Annotated in this window: 17 protein-coding genes; 9 read left to right on the top strand and 8 right to left on the bottom strand. The window is 43.2% G+C overall.

Going from position 1 to position 18,336, the window contains the following annotated elements:
* Nucleotides 1-3 precede the first annotated feature (3 nt).
* The 5 genes from NQU59_RS05550 to NQU59_RS05530 all read left to right on the top strand — a co-directional run bounded on the left by NQU59_RS05550 (nt 4) and on the right by NQU59_RS05530 (nt 5,373).
* On the top strand, nt 4-1,551 hold the full coding sequence (locus tag NQU59_RS05550; RefSeq protein ID WP_257065293.1) for a DUF853 domain-containing protein: 1,548 nt from the start codon (nt 4-6) through the stop codon (nt 1,549-1,551).
* Nucleotides 1,552-1,691: 140 nt separating this feature from the next.
* Complete coding sequence (gene hmpA / locus NQU59_RS05545) at nt 1,692-2,903, top strand: NO-inducible flavohemoprotein (protein ID WP_257065292.1); 1,212 nt, start codon at nt 1,692-1,694, stop codon at nt 2,901-2,903.
* A gap of 79 nt (nt 2,904-2,982) precedes the next feature.
* The gene (locus NQU59_RS05540) at nt 2,983-3,435 is read left to right on the top strand and encodes an RrF2 family transcriptional regulator (RefSeq protein WP_005238554.1); all 453 of its coding nucleotides are present in this window, start codon (nt 2,983-2,985) and stop codon (nt 3,433-3,435) included.
* Between the two features lie 84 nt (nt 3,436-3,519).
* Entirely contained in the window at nt 3,520-4,296 is a 777-nt protein-coding gene (gene yihA, locus NQU59_RS05535) for a ribosome biogenesis GTP-binding protein YihA/YsxC (protein WP_005238553.1), read from the top strand.
* Nucleotides 4,297-4,428: 132 nt separating this feature from the next.
* Entirely contained in the window at nt 4,429-5,373 is a 945-nt protein-coding gene (locus NQU59_RS05530; protein ID WP_005238552.1) for a metal-dependent hydrolase, read from the top strand.
* A gap of 54 nt (nt 5,374-5,427) precedes the next feature.
* Here the strand turns inward: NQU59_RS05530 and NQU59_RS05525 are convergent, their stop codons facing one another.
* The gene (locus tag NQU59_RS05525) at nt 5,428-6,669 is read right to left on the bottom strand and encodes a dicarboxylate/amino acid:cation symporter (RefSeq protein ID WP_005238550.1); all 1,242 of its coding nucleotides are present in this window, start codon (nt 6,667-6,669) and stop codon (nt 5,428-5,430) included.
* Between the two features lie 130 nt (nt 6,670-6,799).
* Nucleotides 6,800-7,672: an acyl-CoA thioesterase gene (locus NQU59_RS05520; RefSeq protein ID WP_005238548.1), complete on the bottom strand. Its 873-nt coding sequence runs from the start codon at nt 7,670-7,672 to the stop codon at nt 6,800-6,802.
* A gap of 299 nt (nt 7,673-7,971) precedes the next feature.
* Here NQU59_RS05520 and plsB point away from each other — a divergent pair, with 299 nt between their 5' ends.
* Nucleotides 7,972-10,518, top strand: coding sequence for a glycerol-3-phosphate 1-O-acyltransferase PlsB (plsB, locus tag NQU59_RS05515; protein WP_257065291.1), 2,547 nt, complete (start codon nt 7,972-7,974; stop codon nt 10,516-10,518).
* 40 nt (nt 10,519-10,558) lie between these two features.
* Here the strand turns inward: plsB and NQU59_RS05510 are convergent, their stop codons facing one another.
* Entirely contained in the window at nt 10,559-11,542 is a 984-nt protein-coding gene (locus tag NQU59_RS05510) for a putative solute-binding protein (protein WP_005238544.1), read from the bottom strand.
* Nucleotides 11,543-11,667: 125 nt separating this feature from the next.
* Nucleotides 11,668-12,486 (bottom strand): NAD-dependent epimerase/dehydratase family protein, encoded by an 819-nt coding sequence (locus NQU59_RS05505; protein ID WP_005238542.1) that lies wholly within the window; start codon nt 12,484-12,486, stop codon nt 11,668-11,670.
* 18 nt (nt 12,487-12,504) lie between these two features.
* Here NQU59_RS05505 and recG point away from each other — a divergent pair, with 18 nt between their 5' ends.
* Nucleotides 12,505-14,550 carry an ATP-dependent DNA helicase RecG gene (gene recG / locus NQU59_RS05500; protein ID WP_257065290.1) on the top strand — a complete coding sequence of 682 codons (2,046 nt, stop codon included), beginning with the start codon at nt 12,505-12,507 and terminating at the stop codon, nt 14,548-14,550.
* Entirely contained in the window at nt 14,543-15,226 is a 684-nt protein-coding gene (locus tag NQU59_RS05495) for a ComF family protein (RefSeq protein WP_257065289.1), read from the top strand. Before recG ends, NQU59_RS05495 begins: the two co-directional genes overlap by 8 nt.
* Here NQU59_RS05495 and NQU59_RS05490 read toward each other — a convergent pair.
* Nucleotides 15,171-15,575: an NUDIX hydrolase gene (locus NQU59_RS05490; RefSeq protein ID WP_005238538.1), complete on the bottom strand. Its 405-nt coding sequence runs from the start codon at nt 15,573-15,575 to the stop codon at nt 15,171-15,173. The two genes, NQU59_RS05495 and NQU59_RS05490, sit on opposite strands and share 56 nt — an antisense overlap.
* A 10-nt stretch (nt 15,576-15,585) precedes the next feature.
* Nucleotides 15,586-16,170 (bottom strand): LOG family protein, encoded by a 585-nt coding sequence (locus NQU59_RS05485; protein WP_043971415.1) that lies wholly within the window; start codon nt 16,168-16,170, stop codon nt 15,586-15,588.
* Nucleotides 16,171-16,337: 167 nt separating this feature from the next.
* Here NQU59_RS05485 and NQU59_RS05480 point away from each other — a divergent pair, with 167 nt between their 5' ends.
* Nucleotides 16,338-17,354, top strand: a complete 1,017-nt coding sequence (locus NQU59_RS05480; protein ID WP_005238533.1) for a CorA family divalent cation transporter — start codon at nt 16,338-16,340, stop codon at nt 17,352-17,354.
* Nucleotides 17,355-17,402: 48 nt separating this feature from the next.
* On the opposite strand, the gene NQU59_RS05475 is transcribed toward NQU59_RS05480, so the two are convergent.
* Nucleotides 17,403-17,690: an STAS domain-containing protein gene (locus NQU59_RS05475; protein ID WP_005238532.1), complete on the bottom strand. Its 288-nt coding sequence runs from the start codon at nt 17,688-17,690 to the stop codon at nt 17,403-17,405.
* Between the two features lie 11 nt (nt 17,691-17,701).
* Nucleotides 17,702-18,334, bottom strand: coding sequence for an MlaC/ttg2D family ABC transporter substrate-binding protein (locus NQU59_RS05470; protein ID WP_257065288.1), 633 nt, complete (start codon nt 18,332-18,334; stop codon nt 17,702-17,704).
* Between the last annotated feature and the right edge of the window lie 2 nt (nt 18,335-18,336).

Raw genomic sequence — 18,336 nt, 5'->3', positions numbered from 1 at the left:
AGAATGAGTACACCAATCGTTATTGCTAAAAAAACCACAGATACGACACAAGATATTGTTTTGCATTCTAAATTTGCAAACCGACACGGCCTGATTGCAGGTGCCACAGGAACGGGCAAAACCGTCACGCTCAAAGTCATGGCCGAAAGTTTTTCTCGCCTCGGCGTCCCTGTTTTTCTTGCTGACGCCAAAGGCGATGTCTCCAGTCTTGCCAAAGCCGGTAGCAGCAATCCAAAGTTTGATGAGCGCTTAAAAAGCCTGCAGATAGAATCCATTCCTTTTGCCGCTGCGCCTGTCATTTTTTGGGATTTATTTGGTCAGCAAGGTCATCCGATTCGCACCACCATTTCAGAAATTGGTCCTCTCCTTTTGGCACAAATGCTGAATCTGAATGATACTCAAGAAGGTGTGCTTTCAGCTGTATTTCGGATCGCTGATGATCAGGGTCTACTGCTGATTGACTTCAAAGACCTTAAATCCATGCTGAGCTATGTCAGTGAAAATGCCTCTGAGCTTAAAGCAGAATATGGCAACCTCTCTCCTGCCAGTTTGGGTGCAATCCAACGTAATTTACTGGCTTTAGGCGATCAAGGTGGTGAACAGTTCTTTGGCGAGCCAAGCCTGAATATCCTCGATTTCATTCAAACCGATAGCAATGGTCATGGCTATATCAACATTCTCGCTGCTGATAAGTTGATGAACACCCCGAAGCTGTATGCCACCTTCCTATTGTGGATGATGTCGAAACTGTTTGAGCAACTCCCTGAAGTCGGCGATATGGACAAACCGAAGTTAGTGTTCTTCTTCGATGAAGCCCACCTATTGTTTGATAATGCCAGCCCAGCCTTACAGCAAAAGATTGAACAAGTGGTCCGCCTGATCCGTTCTAAAGGTGTGGGAATTTATTTTATCACCCAGAATCCACTGGATTTGCCAGAAAGCGTTTTAGGACAATTGGGGAATCGCGTACAACATGCCTTACGCGCCTTCACCCCCAAAGATCAAAAAGCAGTCAAAACTGCAGCCGATACTTTCCGCGCCAATCCTGAGTTTAAAGTCGATCAAGCGATTACCGAACTCGCAGTCGGTGAAGCCTTGATTAGCTGCCTTGATGAACAAGGAACACCACAAATCGTGGAACGCGGCTGGGTGATGCCCCCTTACTCTTCCTTTACCCCAATTACTCCCGAAGAACGCCAAGTGATTATTGGGCAAAGTATTGTCGCAGGGGTCTATGACCAAGCAGTAGATCGAGACAGTGCCTATGAAATGCTGCAAAAGAAAGTACTGCAACAGTCTCAACAACAAGAGGCCGACGCATTAGCCAAACAGCAAAGTAAAGAACAGGATGCTTTGGCCAAGCAACAAGCCAAAGAACAAGAACGTTTTGCGCGCGAGCAACAAAAAGCTGCTGAAAAATCCCAACGTGATCGGGAAAAGCTCACTCAAGATATCGTCGGAACTTTTGCTAAAAGCGCTGCACGCAGCCTAGGTGGCACTACAGGACAGAAAATTGTACGTGGTTTACTGGGTTCACTATTTGGTAAATAAAAACCTTATCTTTCTAAAAATTAAGGGATATTTTAATATCCCTTAATTTTTATGGCTTTTATTTAAATATGCATTGCAAATACACCTTATAAGATGTATTTTAAATACATCTTATAAGTAATCGCCAAGAGAGATCAAACATGACTCCGCAGCAAATTGACCTAGTAAAAGCCACTGTTCCTGTTCTGCGTGAAAATGGTGTTGCATTGACTGGATACTTTTATAACCGTATGTTAAGCAATCATCCCGAATTAAAAGAAACCTTTAATATGGGTCATCAGCGTAGCGGTGCTCAAGCACAGGCATTGGCTGGCGCTGTGTTGGCTTATGCTGAAAATATCGAAGACCCTTCGGTACTATTGCCTGTGGTTGAAATGATTGCACATAAACATGTGAGCTTGAATATTCAAGCTCCTGATTACGGTATTGTCGGTGAAAACCTGCTGCATTCAATCAGTGAGGTACTCAGCATCTCGATGGAAGATCCATTGATCGCAGCTTGGGCTGCCGCTTATGGCCAATTGGCAGATTTATTTATCAGCACTGAAAAAGCGATTTATGATCAGCACCAACAAGCGAAAGGCAGTTGGTTAGGCTGGCGTAATTTCAAGATTGCCAAAAAAGTCGTAGAAAGCGATGAAATCACCTCTTTCTATTTAGCACCTGTCGATGGCGGCGCATTACCGCACTACGAAGCAGGCCAATATATTTCAGTTCGCGTGTTTGTCCCTGAATTAAACTTAAGACAACCGCGTCAGTACACGCTATCAACCAGCCCACAAGCGGATTATTTACGTATCTCGGTGAAACGTGAAGATGAAAAAGGTGAGCTTGCAGGGGGCTGGGTATCTAGCACTTTACACAGTTTGGCTGAAGGTTCAGAGATTGAAGTGTCTGCACCCACAGGTCATTTCTATCTGATTGACAGTACTAAACGCAATGTCTTTATCAGTGGTGGTGTGGGCCTTACCCCAATGATTGCCATGCTGAATCAGTTGGTGACTCTGGATCTACCACAACCCGTTAACTTCATTCACGCCTGTCGTAGCAGCCAAGTGCATGCCATGAAGAAACACATTGAAGAGGTTAAAGCCAAATACCCTCGTTTAAGTACCTTCACGGCCTATGAATTCCCACATGCAGAAGATGTACTGGGTCAAGATTATGATGCTGCTGGCCGGCTTGATTTAAGCACGATGGATGCAGCCTTATTACCAAGCAATGCCGACTATTATTTATGTGGCCCAATGCCATTTATGGCAGCACAACATCAGGCACTGGTTGCACGAGGTATTCCTGCGGCCAATATTCACAGTGAAGCCTTTGGTACCGGTGGTGTGAAGCTCAGCTAATTCACGCGACGTTTTGCAGAGGGCTCGTCTATGTTAGACTGGCCCTTTCTATTTTAAGCAATCAATTGAGTGAAATCCCATGCAACTCAATAAATTTACTGATTATGCACTCAGGATTCTGATGTATGTCGCTCGCCCGAGTGATGTACCGTACACGATTGCAGATATCGCTGAAGATTTGCATGTGTCGCAAAATCACTTGGTGAAAGTGGTGCACTTCATGGGGAAACAACACTGGATTGTCACCATCCGTGGTAAAGGCGGTGGTTTACGGTTAAATCCAGAAGCCAAGAATTTGAAACTCGGTGAAATTGTCCGAACCTTACAAGGTAACCATCAAATTGTTGAGTGCAATACCCCTCCCTGTGTCCTTCGAGCCAACTGTGGACTGAAAGGTATTTTAGATCAGGCACTCGAATGTTTTTATCAGAGTCTGGATCAATATACGCTCGGCGAAGTGGTACAACACGGTATTCTACCCTCTTCAACCCGCTCAAATATCGACTTTTTAGAACTGATTCAAAAAGCTTAAACCGTCTATGCAGATGAGGGTTCGCACGAATGCCCCACATCCTTTATAATGGTCGTTGCTATTTCTATTCAAAAGTAAGCTTCTATGCGTCGCAGTGAAAAATCGAAAGACACCAAAGCCAAACTCGCACCTAAACAAAAAATCAGTTATGAAAAAAAGGCTGATCCTGCGTTAACTGAATATGCAGTTCAGTCTTTAACGTGGTTACGCCAAGCTGAATTTTTGATGAGTGCGCCGAAACTGGCTTTATGCGTAGAAGATACAGGTTATGAAATCGCCTTCGCTGGTCGTTCCAATGCAGGTAAATCAAGTGCGATCAATACTTTAACCAATCAAAAGCAATTGGCACGTGCCTCTAAAAAACCTGGTCGTACCCAAATGATCAACTTTTTTAGTTTAGGCAATCCTGATCAGCGCTTGGTCGACTTACCGGGTTATGGCTATGCCGCAGTTCCTGAGGCCATGAAAATTGTTTGGCAGAAAGAGCTGGAAAATTATTTAATTCATCGTAAGAGCTTACAGGGCTTGGTGTTATTAATGGATATCCGTCATCCATTACAGCACTTTGACTTGATGATGCTGGAATGGGCACATTCACGTCATTTATTTGTGCATATCCTGCTCACCAAAGCGGATAAGCTGAACCGTGGCCCAGCCAATAAAGTCTTGTTAGAAGTGAAACAGCAGTTGAAAAAGATGAAACTTGATTTCTCTATTCAACTGTTCTCTTCGCTCAATCGTATCGGGCTAGAAGAGTTGGCAAGTGTGATGGCTGGTCGCTTGAACTTCACTCTTGATCAACCGGCTGAATTTAACCTTGATCAGATTGCTGAAGCTTCAGAAACTGATCTAGAAGAGTAAAAAATGCATTTTATGCAACTTGATGCACAAAATAATTTTTAATTGTCCCGAATTGCTAAACACAAACACTAGGTAGTTTTCATATACTGCTTAGTGTTGGTTTATTGCACTATCGATTAGGACTAAATAACAATGAAATTACTATCATTTGTGAAGAACAAAGTTCTTGGTTCTTCGATTGACTATAAAATCCTCCCACGCAAAGTAAAATTTGACTGGGAAAATACACCAGTGGATTGGATTCCTCACCAGCCTTTTGCCAGCTATTTTATTAATGAAATTAACAATATCTTACCTGCTGGTGAATTTTGGTTTTGTCGTTTATATAACAAAGTCCTGCCTGAAATTACTGATGAAAAATTAAAGCAAGATGTCCAAGCCTTTATTCGTCAGGAAGCGATGCATGCAGTTGCACATACTTCAGCCAATAAAGAGTATCTCAGTAAACGTAATATCGATATTCAGCGTAATCTCGACATCATGGATTTTCTGTTTACCAAAGTCTTAGCTGACAAGCCCTTTGATAAAGAGATTCCAAAAGCACTGGAGCATCAATGGGATTTATTCCGTCTGGGTGTGATTGCAACCGTTGAACATATGACCTGTGTACTGGGTAAATATGCGCTGTACAACAAACGCTGGCAAGAACTGGGGGCTGACCCTGAAATGCTTGATCTAATCAAGTGGCATGGTTCTGAAGAGATCGAACACCGTACCGTTGCATTTGACCTTTACCGCCATTTAGGTGGTGGTTATATCGCCCGTTATTACCTGAGTGTTGCTGTGATTATTGGTGTACTTGGCCTCTGGGTCGATGGTGCAGCACATATCATGAGCCAAGATCCACGCTTTGCAGCGAAAAAACCAAGTGTGTTTAAGCCTTGGATCTGGATTGAGTGGTCAAAGATCGCTTTGCAAGACGCCAAGATTTTACCCGGCCCGGCATGGTTGGTGGCACAACAGTTAGACTACCTGATGCCATGGTATGACCCGGTCAAAGAAGGCAATACGCAGGATGCTGTGAATTATCTCAACAATTCACCTGCTGCAAAACGCGCTTTACAGCAAGCCGCTTAAGTCTTAAATATAAAAAAGCAGGAGTGATTTCCTGCTTTTTTTTATTGCATCCAATCAACTGGATTCTGCTTCAGCTTTCTTGGCATAACGATCAACCACAACACTAATCATCATATCGCCTTGTACATTGACCACGGTGCGTACCGTATCAAGCACACGATCAATCGGCAGTAAAATTGCAATCGCTTCCGCAGGTAGACCCACCGACTGTAGCACCATGATCATGGTGACCATTCCCGCACTTGGAATCCCCGGTGCGCCTAAGGATGCAATCATGGCGGTTAAACAAACAATCAGCTGTTGGGTCAGGCTTAGATCCAACCCCATTAAATTGGCAATAAATAATGCTGCTGCTGCCTCATAAAGCGCAGTTCCATCCATATTTAACTGCGTGCCCAATGGAATGACAAAGCCTGCGGTTTGTGGACGCACGCCCAAATTTTCCTGCGCGCACTTCATACTCAACGGCATGGTGGCAGAACTGGAACTGGTGGCAAAAGCCGTGACCAAGGCGGCTCTCGCCCCTCTAAAAAAAGTAAGGGGATTCATGCGCCCAAAAATCCACAACAAGGCTGGCAACACCACGACGCCATGAAAAATGGTTGTACCTGTCACCACCGCAGCAAATTCAACCAAGCGGCTCAACACCGACAAATCTTCAGTGGCAATCAACTTTGCCAGTAAAGCAAAAATACCAATCGGCGCAAGTTTCATCACCCAGCCGACCAGCATCATCATGATGTCAAAAAATTGTTGGCTGATATTACGCACCAGAACAAAACGCTCGCCGCCTTTGACCAAAGCTACACCCACAAACAAGGCAAATACTACCACCGCCAGCACATTGCCATCACTAAAGGCCTTAAACGGATTAATTAAGGTATTCTGGATAAAGGTGGTGAAGAAACTCGACGGTGTTAGCGTGTCAGGGGTTTGATGACTGTCCATCGCGGCTTGGAATAATTGAATATCCACACCCTTGCCCACTTCAAACAGATGCGCACAACTAATTCCCAGAATTAAAGCCAAGGTCGTGGTGGTAAAACAACTTAATGCGGTAATCTTCCAGACTCGGCCGAATTGCCCACCCGCCTGTAAGTTGGAAACGCCAACCACAATCGAGCTAAAAATCAGGGGAACCAGCAGCATTTTCAACAAGCCAATGAAAATGCTACTTAAAATACCCAAGCCATAGAGACTGTGATCAACAAATGCAGTCTGGGGATAGGCCAACAATAGAAAACCAAAGGCCACGCCAAGTATAGCTGCAATTAAAATTTGCGTATTTAAATTCATTTTATGCGATAAAGCGTTGTAACTTAGCCGTACTATGGCATGCTCATGTTGAAGAATCGAGCAATTTTTTGTCACATCCTTATGATAAAAAAAGCCATCAGAATGATGGCTTTAGTGTTGATTCATTTTTTCACTGGGTTTCAATTTCTCTAAGCCGAATCAAACCTTCTTGTACGGTACTACACACCAACTGCCCATTTTGCCACATCCGCCCAAAGTTCAAGCCACGGGAACTGGCACTGATGGTTGCCTCCATATCGTAAAGCATCCATTCATCGGCACGTAGTGGACGATGGAAATAAATGGTGTGATCAATGCTGGCACATTGTAAATTCGGTGAAATCCAAGATAGTCCATGTGGACGCAATGCCGTGGTCATCAAGGTAAAATCAGAGTAGAAAGCAACAATAGCTTGATGCAGAGAGATCTCATCCAGATCCTGCGGAATCGCGTCATGAGTCCGAATGTAATGCGCATAAAACGGTGCTTCAGGCTGTGGCTGAAACGGATTAATCAACTGCGTCGGCCTAATTTCTACATGACGTTCACGCATAAAACTGGCACGCACATTTTCAGGCACGAAATTGATCAGACTTTCTTTCAGCTCTTTTTCAGACTTCAATGCTTCAGGTGCAGGATATTCTGGCTCTTTATGCTGGTAGTTCAGCCCTTCTTCCTGATTGGCAAAAGATACCATTGCAGAAAAAATGGTTCGGCCATGTTGAATCGCACGAACTTGTCGACTGGCAAAACTCTTTCCATCACGAAGCGGATCAACTTCATAAATAATCGGTGCATTGACATCGCCGCCATACAAAAAATAGGCATGTAAAGAGTGTGCAGGACGATCTGTAGTATATGACGCTGCTCTCAAGGCCTGTCCAAGCACCTGTCCACCGAATACTCGCTTGCCTACCAAATTGCGGCTATTGCCTCGAAAAATATGCTCTTCCAGCTTTTCCAGAGTCAACAGTTCTACCAATTCTTGAGTTAACGCATTCATGTAATAGTCTTCCAACATCAATGAGGAGAGATCAACCAATTCCTTTCAGGGTTGATAATTTTGATTGTGCCACAAATTCAAAGCACAATGATCAGGATAAAATGATTGATGCGTCACGTTAATGATGCATTCACAATCCCAATCTTTATTTATAACCGCTAAAAATACGATTTTTAACGATAAAATCTACCAAATACGCTATATTTTGTCAGAAAATAACATACCGTTTCATGTAAGAATATCGCAGAATGTCGTGTTCATCATGACTTGCTGTCAGGATTATTATTTAGGAGTTTGTAATGTCCAAGACTGGATTTGGTCAAATGTATCGCCAACTTTCGAGTAAGTTACTTGACCTTGTGGTAACCCCACATGTTCTTGGTGAAGTTCCTGCAGAATCCACCTCAACAGAGCAAAACACAACCGATTCAAATAAACTCGTTTGCTATGTTTTACAAAATTATTCACGCAGTAATGCCTTGGTGGTGGATGGTGAAACCCGTCGGCTGCATTTAAAACCTGCGCTAGACCCCTTAAGTTTTGGCAGCTATCAGGAAAAAAACTCAGTTCTTTTTTTACATCATAACGAAAATAATTTTTTTAATACCCAAACCTTTCCTCCCCGTTTATTGCAACTGGTTGAAGCACTTGAGCAAAACCCTGAGATTGATATTGAACTGGTTCCCGTCACCGTACTGTGGGGACGCTCTCCAGATAAGGAAGATTCTTGGTTCAAATTACTTTTCTCCGATACTTGGGCAACACCAGGCACAGTCAAACAACTCATGAACATCGGCCTGCATGGTCGCCAGTCTTATTTAGAGTTTCATGAAGCACAATCTTTACGTGAGTTGGTAGATTATGCCAAGACCAATCATCCAAATGTTTCACCAGCAACCTACATTGCAAGCTCTTTAGACACCTATCTGGATCAGCAACGTGAAGTCGTGCTTGGTCCAGACTTGTCAGACCGCCGTAATGTGATGCAATCGGTAGTGAAGTCACCTGAGGTACAAGATGCCATTCGCCGTGAAAGCATTCAGCATAAAATTAGCATGCTTGAAGCTGAACGCCGTGCTATTGGTTATGTCAATGAAATTGTATCGGACTACTCTGCGTCCGCTGTCCGTTTTGCCGATATGGCCTTAACCCGTTTATGGACGCAACTCTATGACGGCGTTGAAGTACATAACTTCAGTACCATTCGTGAATTAGCCAAAGACTACGAAATTGTCTACACCCCTTGCCATCGTAGCCATATCGACTATTTATTATTGTCCTATGTTATTTATAAACGCGGTTTGATGATTCCATACATTGCTGCGGGTGATAACCTGAATCTACCCTTTGTAGGTCAGTTATTGCGTGGTGGCGGTGCCTTCTTTATTCGCCGTTCTTTCCGTGGCAATGCACTTTATACTTCTGTATTCAAAGAATATTTATACAGCATTTTATCTCGCAACACCCCTATTGAGTACTTTATTGAAGGGGGACGTTCACGTACAGGTCGCTTATTGCCACCCAAAACAGGCATGTTGGCCATGACCATCCAAGGTCATTTACGTGGCCCAGCCAAACCAATCGTATTTGTTCCTACCTATATTGGTTACGAGCGTCTCATGGAAGGGTCGACTTATGTCGGTGAAATGCAAGGTAAACCGAAAGAAGCCGAATCGATTTTTGGTATCGTGAAAACCTTACGTAAAATTGAGCGTATCTTTGGTAAAGTCCATGTCAACTTTGGTGAGCCCGTCTTCCTGAATGACATCTTAAAGCAGAATAATGCTGAACATCTTGTCAATGAGACGCCAAGCACAACAGAAATTTCCAATGTTGTAGCAAATTCAGCCAACCTGATTTTAGAAAATATTAACCGTGCTGTGGTAATTAATCCTGTGTCATTGTTGTCTCTCATTTTATTGGCAACACCAAAACACACCCTTGATGAAGAGATTTGTGCCAAGCAACTGGATATCTATCGCGATTTAGCCACTCAACAACCCTACGATGAACGGACTCAAGTCACTTCATTATCGGGCAAAGAAATCGTGGCCTATGGTCTAAAACTCAAGCTGATTAAACGTGTTCAACACGTGCTCGGCGATATTATTGCGATTGAAGATAATCAGGCAGTTCTGCTCACCTATTTCCGTAATAATATTTTACATGCCTTTGTATTGCCGTCATTGGTGGCTTCTCTGGTTGAACATAACGGTAAAATCCACAAGAACGATTTAAGTAACGTGATTCGTACCTTATATCCGTTCTTAAAAGCTGAATTGTTCATGAAATGGCAAGCGAGCGAGTTACAGCAGCAAATTGATAGCTATATCGATGCGTTAGTTAAAATCGGTCTGATTTTCCAAGATCATGAAGACAATTTATTTAGCCCAACGCCAAATAGTGAAGAACATCAAAAACTCGTGACCTTGGCGATGCCAGTGAAGCAGAGTTTAGAGCGTTACTACATGACTTTGGCACTGATCACACAACGTGGTTCGGGCAATATTTCCACCAAGCAAGTGGAAGAGCTGAGTCATTTATTGGGTCAACGTCTATCTGTACTGTATGAGTTCAACTCACCTGAATTCTTCGATAAAGCCTTATTCCAAAGCTTTATTAAAGTCCTCACACAACAAAATTATATTCGCAACAATGAACAAGGCTTTATTGAGTACAAAGATAACTTCAGTGAGATGGCCGCTGGTGCTCAACTGGTGTTGGATGAAACCACCTTACAAATGTTGCAGCACATCACTACTTTCAGCGATGAAGAACTGGCAGAAGCCTTAGAAGCCATGGCGTCACAACAAGCCAAACGTCGTTTAAAACGCAAAAAATCTTAAACATAAAAAAGGCAACTTCGGTTGCCTTTTTCTTTAATGACTATTTATTGCGGCATTCCAGATATTTGGGATCATCCAAACAACGTAATCGTCTAATCAGTTCAACAAAATAGGCATCGTAATAGCCCGAATCGACATAACGCTTGCTAATCTTGACCACCATGGCATCATAGCCCTGCTTTTCATAGCTTGAAATATCAGCCCAATAATAAGCAGGTAAATGGTTTTCCCATTGAATGGCTTGCGCAGCCAGTATACTGCTATTGCGTACAAACCAGGACCGTACCAGTCGACCAAAGCCCTTTGGGTAGGCTTGTGGTCGAATCACGATATTCATCGCAAAGTAAGCGACTGGGAAGTTGACCACTTGAGTTGATTCACCGAATTCTTTTTTCAAGTTATACGGCAATATCCCATACGCAGGTGCAGCCAAAATATCAATTTTTTTCTGCTTAAAAGAATCTACCGCATTAGAAAAATCAACATAGACAGGTTTGGCGCCAACACTCTGTACCAGTGCCTGCTGTGGTGGATTATTCTCCAGAATCCCAATGGTTTTATTCTTTAGCTGAGACACTTTATTAATCTGTTGCGTATTCATGATCATATAGGCTGTACCAATCGGGATCATACCAAGCACTTCATAGTTCGTGCCCACCATACGCTTTTCAACATTTTTATTATTTAATAACTGCAGGAATACACGAGCAACACGATTATTCGGAATCAGTCCAATCCCCCCGGTTGTCCCCATAAACTGATTATAGCGATAGGTATTAAAGTTCGACGCGACCAGACCTGAACATTTACCCTGATCAAAGGCCTGTATCGCCTCTTTTTCATCCTTAAAGGTTTGAAATTTCAGTTGAACTTGATTTTGGAGTGCATACAGACGAATATCTTGTAAGCGACGACTAATATCACCCTGTGTATTTAAAGGATCAAAGACACACCATGACTGCTCTGTCGCCCAACTACTGGTGGTGATCCATCCAAATAGGATCATGCAAATTATTTTTCTCATGTATTACCTCTACGCCTCGCCGCAAACCATGTGCTCAATTCAGGCAGTTCCTTTACGGAATGTGTTAGTATTTAATATTCAAAATACATCGCAACTCTTTAAATGTTCTTTACAGTCTAATCGAATTATTCTTCATTACTATGTGCCAATAACGCCGCTGCATAGTCATTAAAGCAAATCAAATGGTCAAATCGGAATCCTGTTTCAACTAATCGGGTTGCATAAATCCGTTTGCCTGTAGGTTGTTGTGACAAGAGTTTTAAAGCAGGTAAATTTAACTGTTGCTGAAACCATAACAGAATTTCATGCATGGCTAATGGCTGATTGTTACTGACAATATAGCTCTTTTCAACTTTAGACAAATTAATCAATAAAGCTAAGAACTTGGCCAAATCATCAATATGAATTCGATTACTAAAATGCACAGCTGGGTAGGTCTGGCTCTGTTCAGCCATTTTTTTTAATCGGACAATTGAACTGCCATAAATTCCAGTGGGGCGAACAATAATGCTTTGCTGTGGATAATGCGCTTGCCACAGTAACTCCATCTTACGAAGCACATGCCCTTGTGCATCCGCAGGTCGAATCTCGGATTCATCATCTATCCGCTCCCCCGCATTTTCGCCATAGACCCGAGTTGAGGAGACAATCACAATACGCTGTACAGGATGGGTTTTGAGCGCTTCAACCATCGGTACGATAGTCTCAACATAAGTCTGCTGATAAGCCTCAATCCCACTTTGTGCAGGTGCAAGCAGTACATAGACCACATCAATAGGCGGTAGCCTGGTTAAATCAAGTTGGTGAATATCCTGAAGATAATGCGTCGCGTAACAATCTGTTTTTTCACTGCGACTAATTGTGCTAATGTGGTGACCTTGCTCAAATAAGTGTTTAGCAACACGCTGAGATGTTTTACCATAACCAATAAATAAAATATGCATACACACCTTTGACCAGAGATGACATCAGTTCAGCAATTACAAGGCGTTGGTGCTGCCGCAGCGACCCTCTTAGAAAAGCTTCATATTTTTAGCACGGATGATCTATTGTTTCATCTGCCCCGTGACTATGAAGATCGTAGCACTATTATTCCAATGAATCAGCTGGTCGTTGGGCGCAGCTATTTGCTTGAAGGTGAAGTTCGCTCGGTCGATTTCCCGCCAGGGAAAAAGAAATCCCTCGCCGCATTGTTACAGGATGATTTTGGCAAGGTCACCTTACGCTTTTATCATATTTATAAAGGTCTCACTGATCGTATCCAGATGGGACAACGGTTACGAATTTTTGGTGAAGTCCGTGTTGGTGCACGGGGTTTAGAGTTATATCATCCTGAAATTCAGGTGATCCAGCAGCATAGCGCTTTACCGAAGACCCAACTGACCGCAATTTATCCTAGTACTGAAGGACTCACACAACCCAAACTGCGTGAATATGTGCGCCAAGCGCTCAAACATCATAGTGATCACCTGCCAGAATTATTGCCAAGTCAATACAGCAACGGCTATGAACTGAAACAGGCCTTACACTATATTCATGAACCACCGATTGATGCCAATATGCTGCAACTCAATCGAGGTTCACATCCAGCACAGCAGCGTCTGATTTTTGAAGAACTGGTTGCCCATCAAATCAGCCTACTGACACGGCGTGCCTATATTCGCCAGATTGCAGCGCCACGCTTTAGTAGCAGCAAAATACTCGCCAAGAAGTTATTGGAAGCACTCCCCTTTCAAATGACCAATGCGCAAAAGCGAGTGTCAAAGGAAATCTTGCAGGACCTAAAACAGGATCAACCAATGTTGCGTCTGGTCCAAGGCGATGTTGGTGCAGGTAAAACACTGGTCGCAGCTGTTGCAGCCTGCCATGCGCTCGAAGCCGATTGGCAAGTGGCTTTAATGGCACCCACCGAAATTTTAGCTGAACAACATTATTTAAACTTCAAGCGCTGGTTTAAACCTTTGGGTATTCAAGTCGCCTGGCTATCAGGCAAACAAAAAGGTAAAGCCCGCACCCTCGCTGAACAACAAATTAAAGAAGGTCACGCCCAACTGATTGTCGGAACCCATGCCTTGTTCCAAGATACGGTTGGATTCTCCAAACTTGGCTTGGTGATCATTGACGAACAACATCGTTTTGGTGTTGACCAACGGCTTGCTTTACGCAATAAAGGTGCTGACCAGTTCACACCACATCAACTGGTGATGACTGCAACCCCAATCCCTCGGACACTGGCCATGAGTGCCTATGGTGACCTCGACACCTCGATTATTGACGAACTGCCACCCGGCCGCACCCCGATCCAAACCGTAACCATTCCATTAGAACGTCGTGAACAGGTATTACAGCGTATCGCGACAAATTGTCGTGAAGGTAAACAGGCCTATTGGGTCTGTACCTTGGTCGAACAATCCGAAACGCTCGATGCTCAAGCCGCGGAAGCAACATACCAAGAGATTAAAGAACGTTTTCCTGACATCAATATTGGACTGGTACACGGCAAAATGAAAGCCGATGAAAAGCAAACGGTGATGCAAGCCTTTAAGGAAAACCAATTACAACTATTAATTGCTACCACAGTGATTGAAGTGGGTGTCGATGTGCCGAATGCTTCAATTATGGTGATTGAGAATGCAGAACGTTTAGGCCTTTCGCAACTGCATCAATTAAGAGGTCGAGTAGGACGTGGTGCCACGGCTAGCTTCTGCGCGCTGCTCTATAAAACCCCCTTATCTCAGAATGGTCAGGAACGGCTTTCAATATTACGTGAAAGTAATGATGGCTTTGTGATTGCAGAAAAAGATCTGGAGATTCGAGGTCCGGGGGAATTACTCGGTACCAAACAAACCGGAGATATGGGCTTTCGGGTCGCCCGCTTAGAACGGGACGACCACTTACTCACACAAGCACATTATGTGGCTGAACAGGTCCTGAAAGACTACCCACAACATGCCGATGGCCTGCTCAAACGCTGGCTGCCTGAAGCACCAAGATATGCTTATGTTTAAACGCCTCAGGACATCCACCCAACAGTTGTTGGATTATTTCACCCCATGCAGTTTGTGTGATATTGGAATAAAACGGCACTTTGGCGTTTGTCAAAGCTGTTGGCAACAGCTACCGTGGTTAAAACAATCAATTGAACGGCATCAGCAACAGGTCTTCGTTGCCTGTCATTATGACTATCCAATTGACAGGATGATTCAACAATTCAAATACGAGCAGAAACTACAGCATCAACGCTTATTGAGCGGGTTATTGCTGCAACTGCAACTGCCCAAGATTCATGCCATTGTGCCGATGCCCATTTCAACCGATCGCTTAGCAGAGCGCGGCTTTAATCAAGCCCTTTTACTCGCCCAAGCCATAAGCAAACACTTGAATGTACCAATCTGGCAACCCGTACAACGCTTAGCCCAACACTCACAAAAAGGCTTGTCACGGTTAGAGCGACTGGAAAACATCGAACAGCAATTTCTTGCAGCAGCATCGAATCAGATTCGTTATCGTCGCGTCCTGATTGTCGATGACGTCGTCACGACAGGTAGTTCAATCAGTGCGTTATCTGATGTTTTAAAACAACTCGGCTGCCAACACATTTACAGTGCCTGCGTAGCAGCCGCCCAAATCAAACATACACATTCATTTGTTGCTGCAAACACCACGGAATCACAACTTCTTTAGTCAGTGGCGCCAACACGGTAGATCGGTCACTCAACTCAATCCATTTCATTTCTGCAATTTCAGCGGCAATTTTTGGTGTCTGTTTTAATTCAACCGCATATACATAACTCACCAATACATGATCAGGTTCATTAGCCGCAGCGGTTTCAAACTTTCCAATAAACTGCTGGATCTCAGATTCGCAACCAATTTCTTCCAGAATCTCACGTTGCAGCGTGATCTCCGGTGCTTCATCCGCTTCAAGCTTTCCGCCGACTTGCATAAAAGCATAGGTATTTCGTTTACGGACCAAGAGCAATTGATTTTGTTCATTCAAAATAACGGCTGCTGCCACAGTTATGATTTTCACAAATTGCTCCTTAGGCCTGAATTTCAGTCGTTGACATCCATTTGGGGGTCACAGGCTGGTAATTCGAAAATGCAGCAAGAATCGCTTCAATCTGCTCCGCCACAATCAAGCTATCCACAAAACGGGCCTGACTAAAACCACGAGCTACAGAGCCTTGGATCATTTTGATCAAGTCGTCGTAAAAGCCATCAACATTTAAAAATGCACAAGGTTTTTGATGAATTCCCAACTGACTCCACGTCCATTGTTCAAAAATTTCTTCCAATGTTCCTGCGCCTCCAGGCAATGCGACGAAAGCATCAGACAATTCAGCCATTTTGGTTTTACGCTCATGCATATTATTGACGATATGCAACTCGGTTAAACCTTGGTGAGCTAGCTCACGGTCAACCAGTGCATCGGGAATTACACCAATGACGCGACCACCAGCCTGCAAAGCACTATCGGCCACCACACCCATCAGACCAGAACGAGCACCACCATAAACCAAGGTTTTTCCTTGTGCTGCAATAGCCTGACCCGTTGCTTGCGCCATGTGTTGATAAATTGGATCATTACCAAGAGAAGAACCACAGAAAATACAGATTGAATTCATACCATTAAAACCGTTTTATATAACTGTCATGCTGATAAAGTAGGCTATGTAACAAAATTTTTGTGAAATTAACGTTTAGGCAAGTGTTTTTCATCTCATCCTTGTCTAAAATACATGCTTTCGGTAACAGACTGAAACTTTACCTGGACTGCGCAAGGAAAAAAGACATGCTTGAAGCCTTTTATGCCACAGAGCGCGGTAGTCTTGAGGACGCAACCATCAACGGAAGTTTCGACCTCCACCCTGATTTGGTTTGGATCGATCTTATTGCTCCATCACAAGAAGAACAACAATGGATCTTTGATGCTTATGAGCGGAACCTCCCCACATTAAAGTCACTAGAAGACATCTCCTCATCCGCACGATTTTACCGTGATGATGATGGAATTTTGCATATCAGCACATATTTTTTAACAAAGAATAAAAATTTACAATCTGACCGTGAACAGGATGATCTAGAGAATACTCTCGCAGCAACTGTGCACACCGTCGCTTTTTTACTCGACAAAAAACAACTCATCACCTTGCGTGGTGAAAAACTCGTGGCCTTTCGCGCCTTTCGAGCTAGAGCAAGGCGCAACGACTACAGTATCGATTATAAAGAACCAGTCTGGATTTTATTAGGCCTACTTGAGTCCAAACTCGATGAGCTTTCAGATATTCTGGAAGATACGCATAAATATCTAGAAGAATATTCTGCCGAAGTTCTAAACGATCATCATCGTGAACAAATTCTAGATTTAGACGATATGATTACACGACTGGCGCATCAAGAAGATATGTTAGGGAAAGCACAGCTCTGCCTTACCGATCTGCGCCGTGTCTTATCTTTCTTATCCCGGCCACGTGCTTTAGGCAGTCATATTTACGATGCTGATATCCGAGAAATGAGTGAGGATGTTCGTTCCCTGCTAGAGCACAACACCTTCTTGTTTCAAAAACTCAAATTCTTACTGGATATTACCACTGGTTTTGCCAATACCGAGATGAATGAAACTTTTAAACGTTTCTCGATCTTACCCAGTATGCTTGCACCGCCCATGCTGATCGCCAGTATCTATGGTATGAACACTGAAGTATTACCTTTTGCCCATGGAGCTACCAGTTTTGGAATTGTTATTACTCTAGTACTGACTTTCCTAATTGGGCCCACCATTTATTTCCGTTGGAAAAAGTGGATTTAATAAAAAAAGCACCGAATGGTGCTTTTTTTTAGATCTACAAGATTGTGATTAAATGAGCTTCAAATCATCTTGTAAATGGCAAGCCTGAATGATATTCAGCATTTTCTCAGACACATTTTTAAAATGCAGCCCTTTATTGTCTGGTGTTTGACGCAACCATTGCACCAATACCGCCAAAGATAAAGTATTACCCTGTTCTAACTGAGACAAATCAACCACTAAAGGAAAATTCTTATGTTGTTGAATATGCTTTAAGCCAGCCTGATAAATCTGTTCTGCATTGGCAAAATTAATCGTTTTCGAAACGATAAGTTGCTGATCAATATACTGAATCACCCGTCACCTACTTACTTTTTGCTAACCGCAGCATCTGCATCTGGTTTAAATGTTGCAATCGCTTTATTTATATCACCGCCACTACGTTGCACTGTTGCAGCAAACTGGTTGCGGAATTGCAAACCTAAATCAATACCAGACACATTGATATTGCGTACTTTCCACTGACTACCGTTGTCGGTTAACTGGAACGATACAGGAATTTTCTCGCCGTTATGCAAGAAGTCTAAAGTTACCACAGGATTCTTACTGTTGGTCGCTTTAAACGGACGCATGGTGTAGCTTTCATTGGTATATTTCGCAAAAGCACCGCCATAGTTTTCGATAATTACTTCACGGAAATTCTTCTCAAACTGTGCACGTTGTGCGGCAGTTGTATATTGGTTATTCGCATATGTACCCAATACAATACGTGTAAACGCTTGTGAATCTACATACGGATCAAGATTTTGACGGATAATCGATCTTACCAACGTCGGGTTATTCTGTAATTTGGCATTATCTGCTTTTAGACGTGTAATCAAGCCATCAGCCACACGCTTCACGAAATCAGGTGGGGTCTCTGTTGGTGCTGCAAATGCTGCACTTGCAAGCATAGTAGATAATACGCTTGCTGTTAGCGTTTGTTTCAATAATGTTTTCACTT

It is taken from the genome of Acinetobacter colistiniresistens (genome assembly GCF_024582815.1).
In the GTDB taxonomy this organism is placed as follows: Bacteria; Pseudomonadota; Gammaproteobacteria; order Pseudomonadales; family Moraxellaceae; genus Acinetobacter.
The sequence above is the reverse complement of the archived record's forward strand: the minus strand, read 5'-3'. Positions and strand labels throughout refer to the sequence as shown.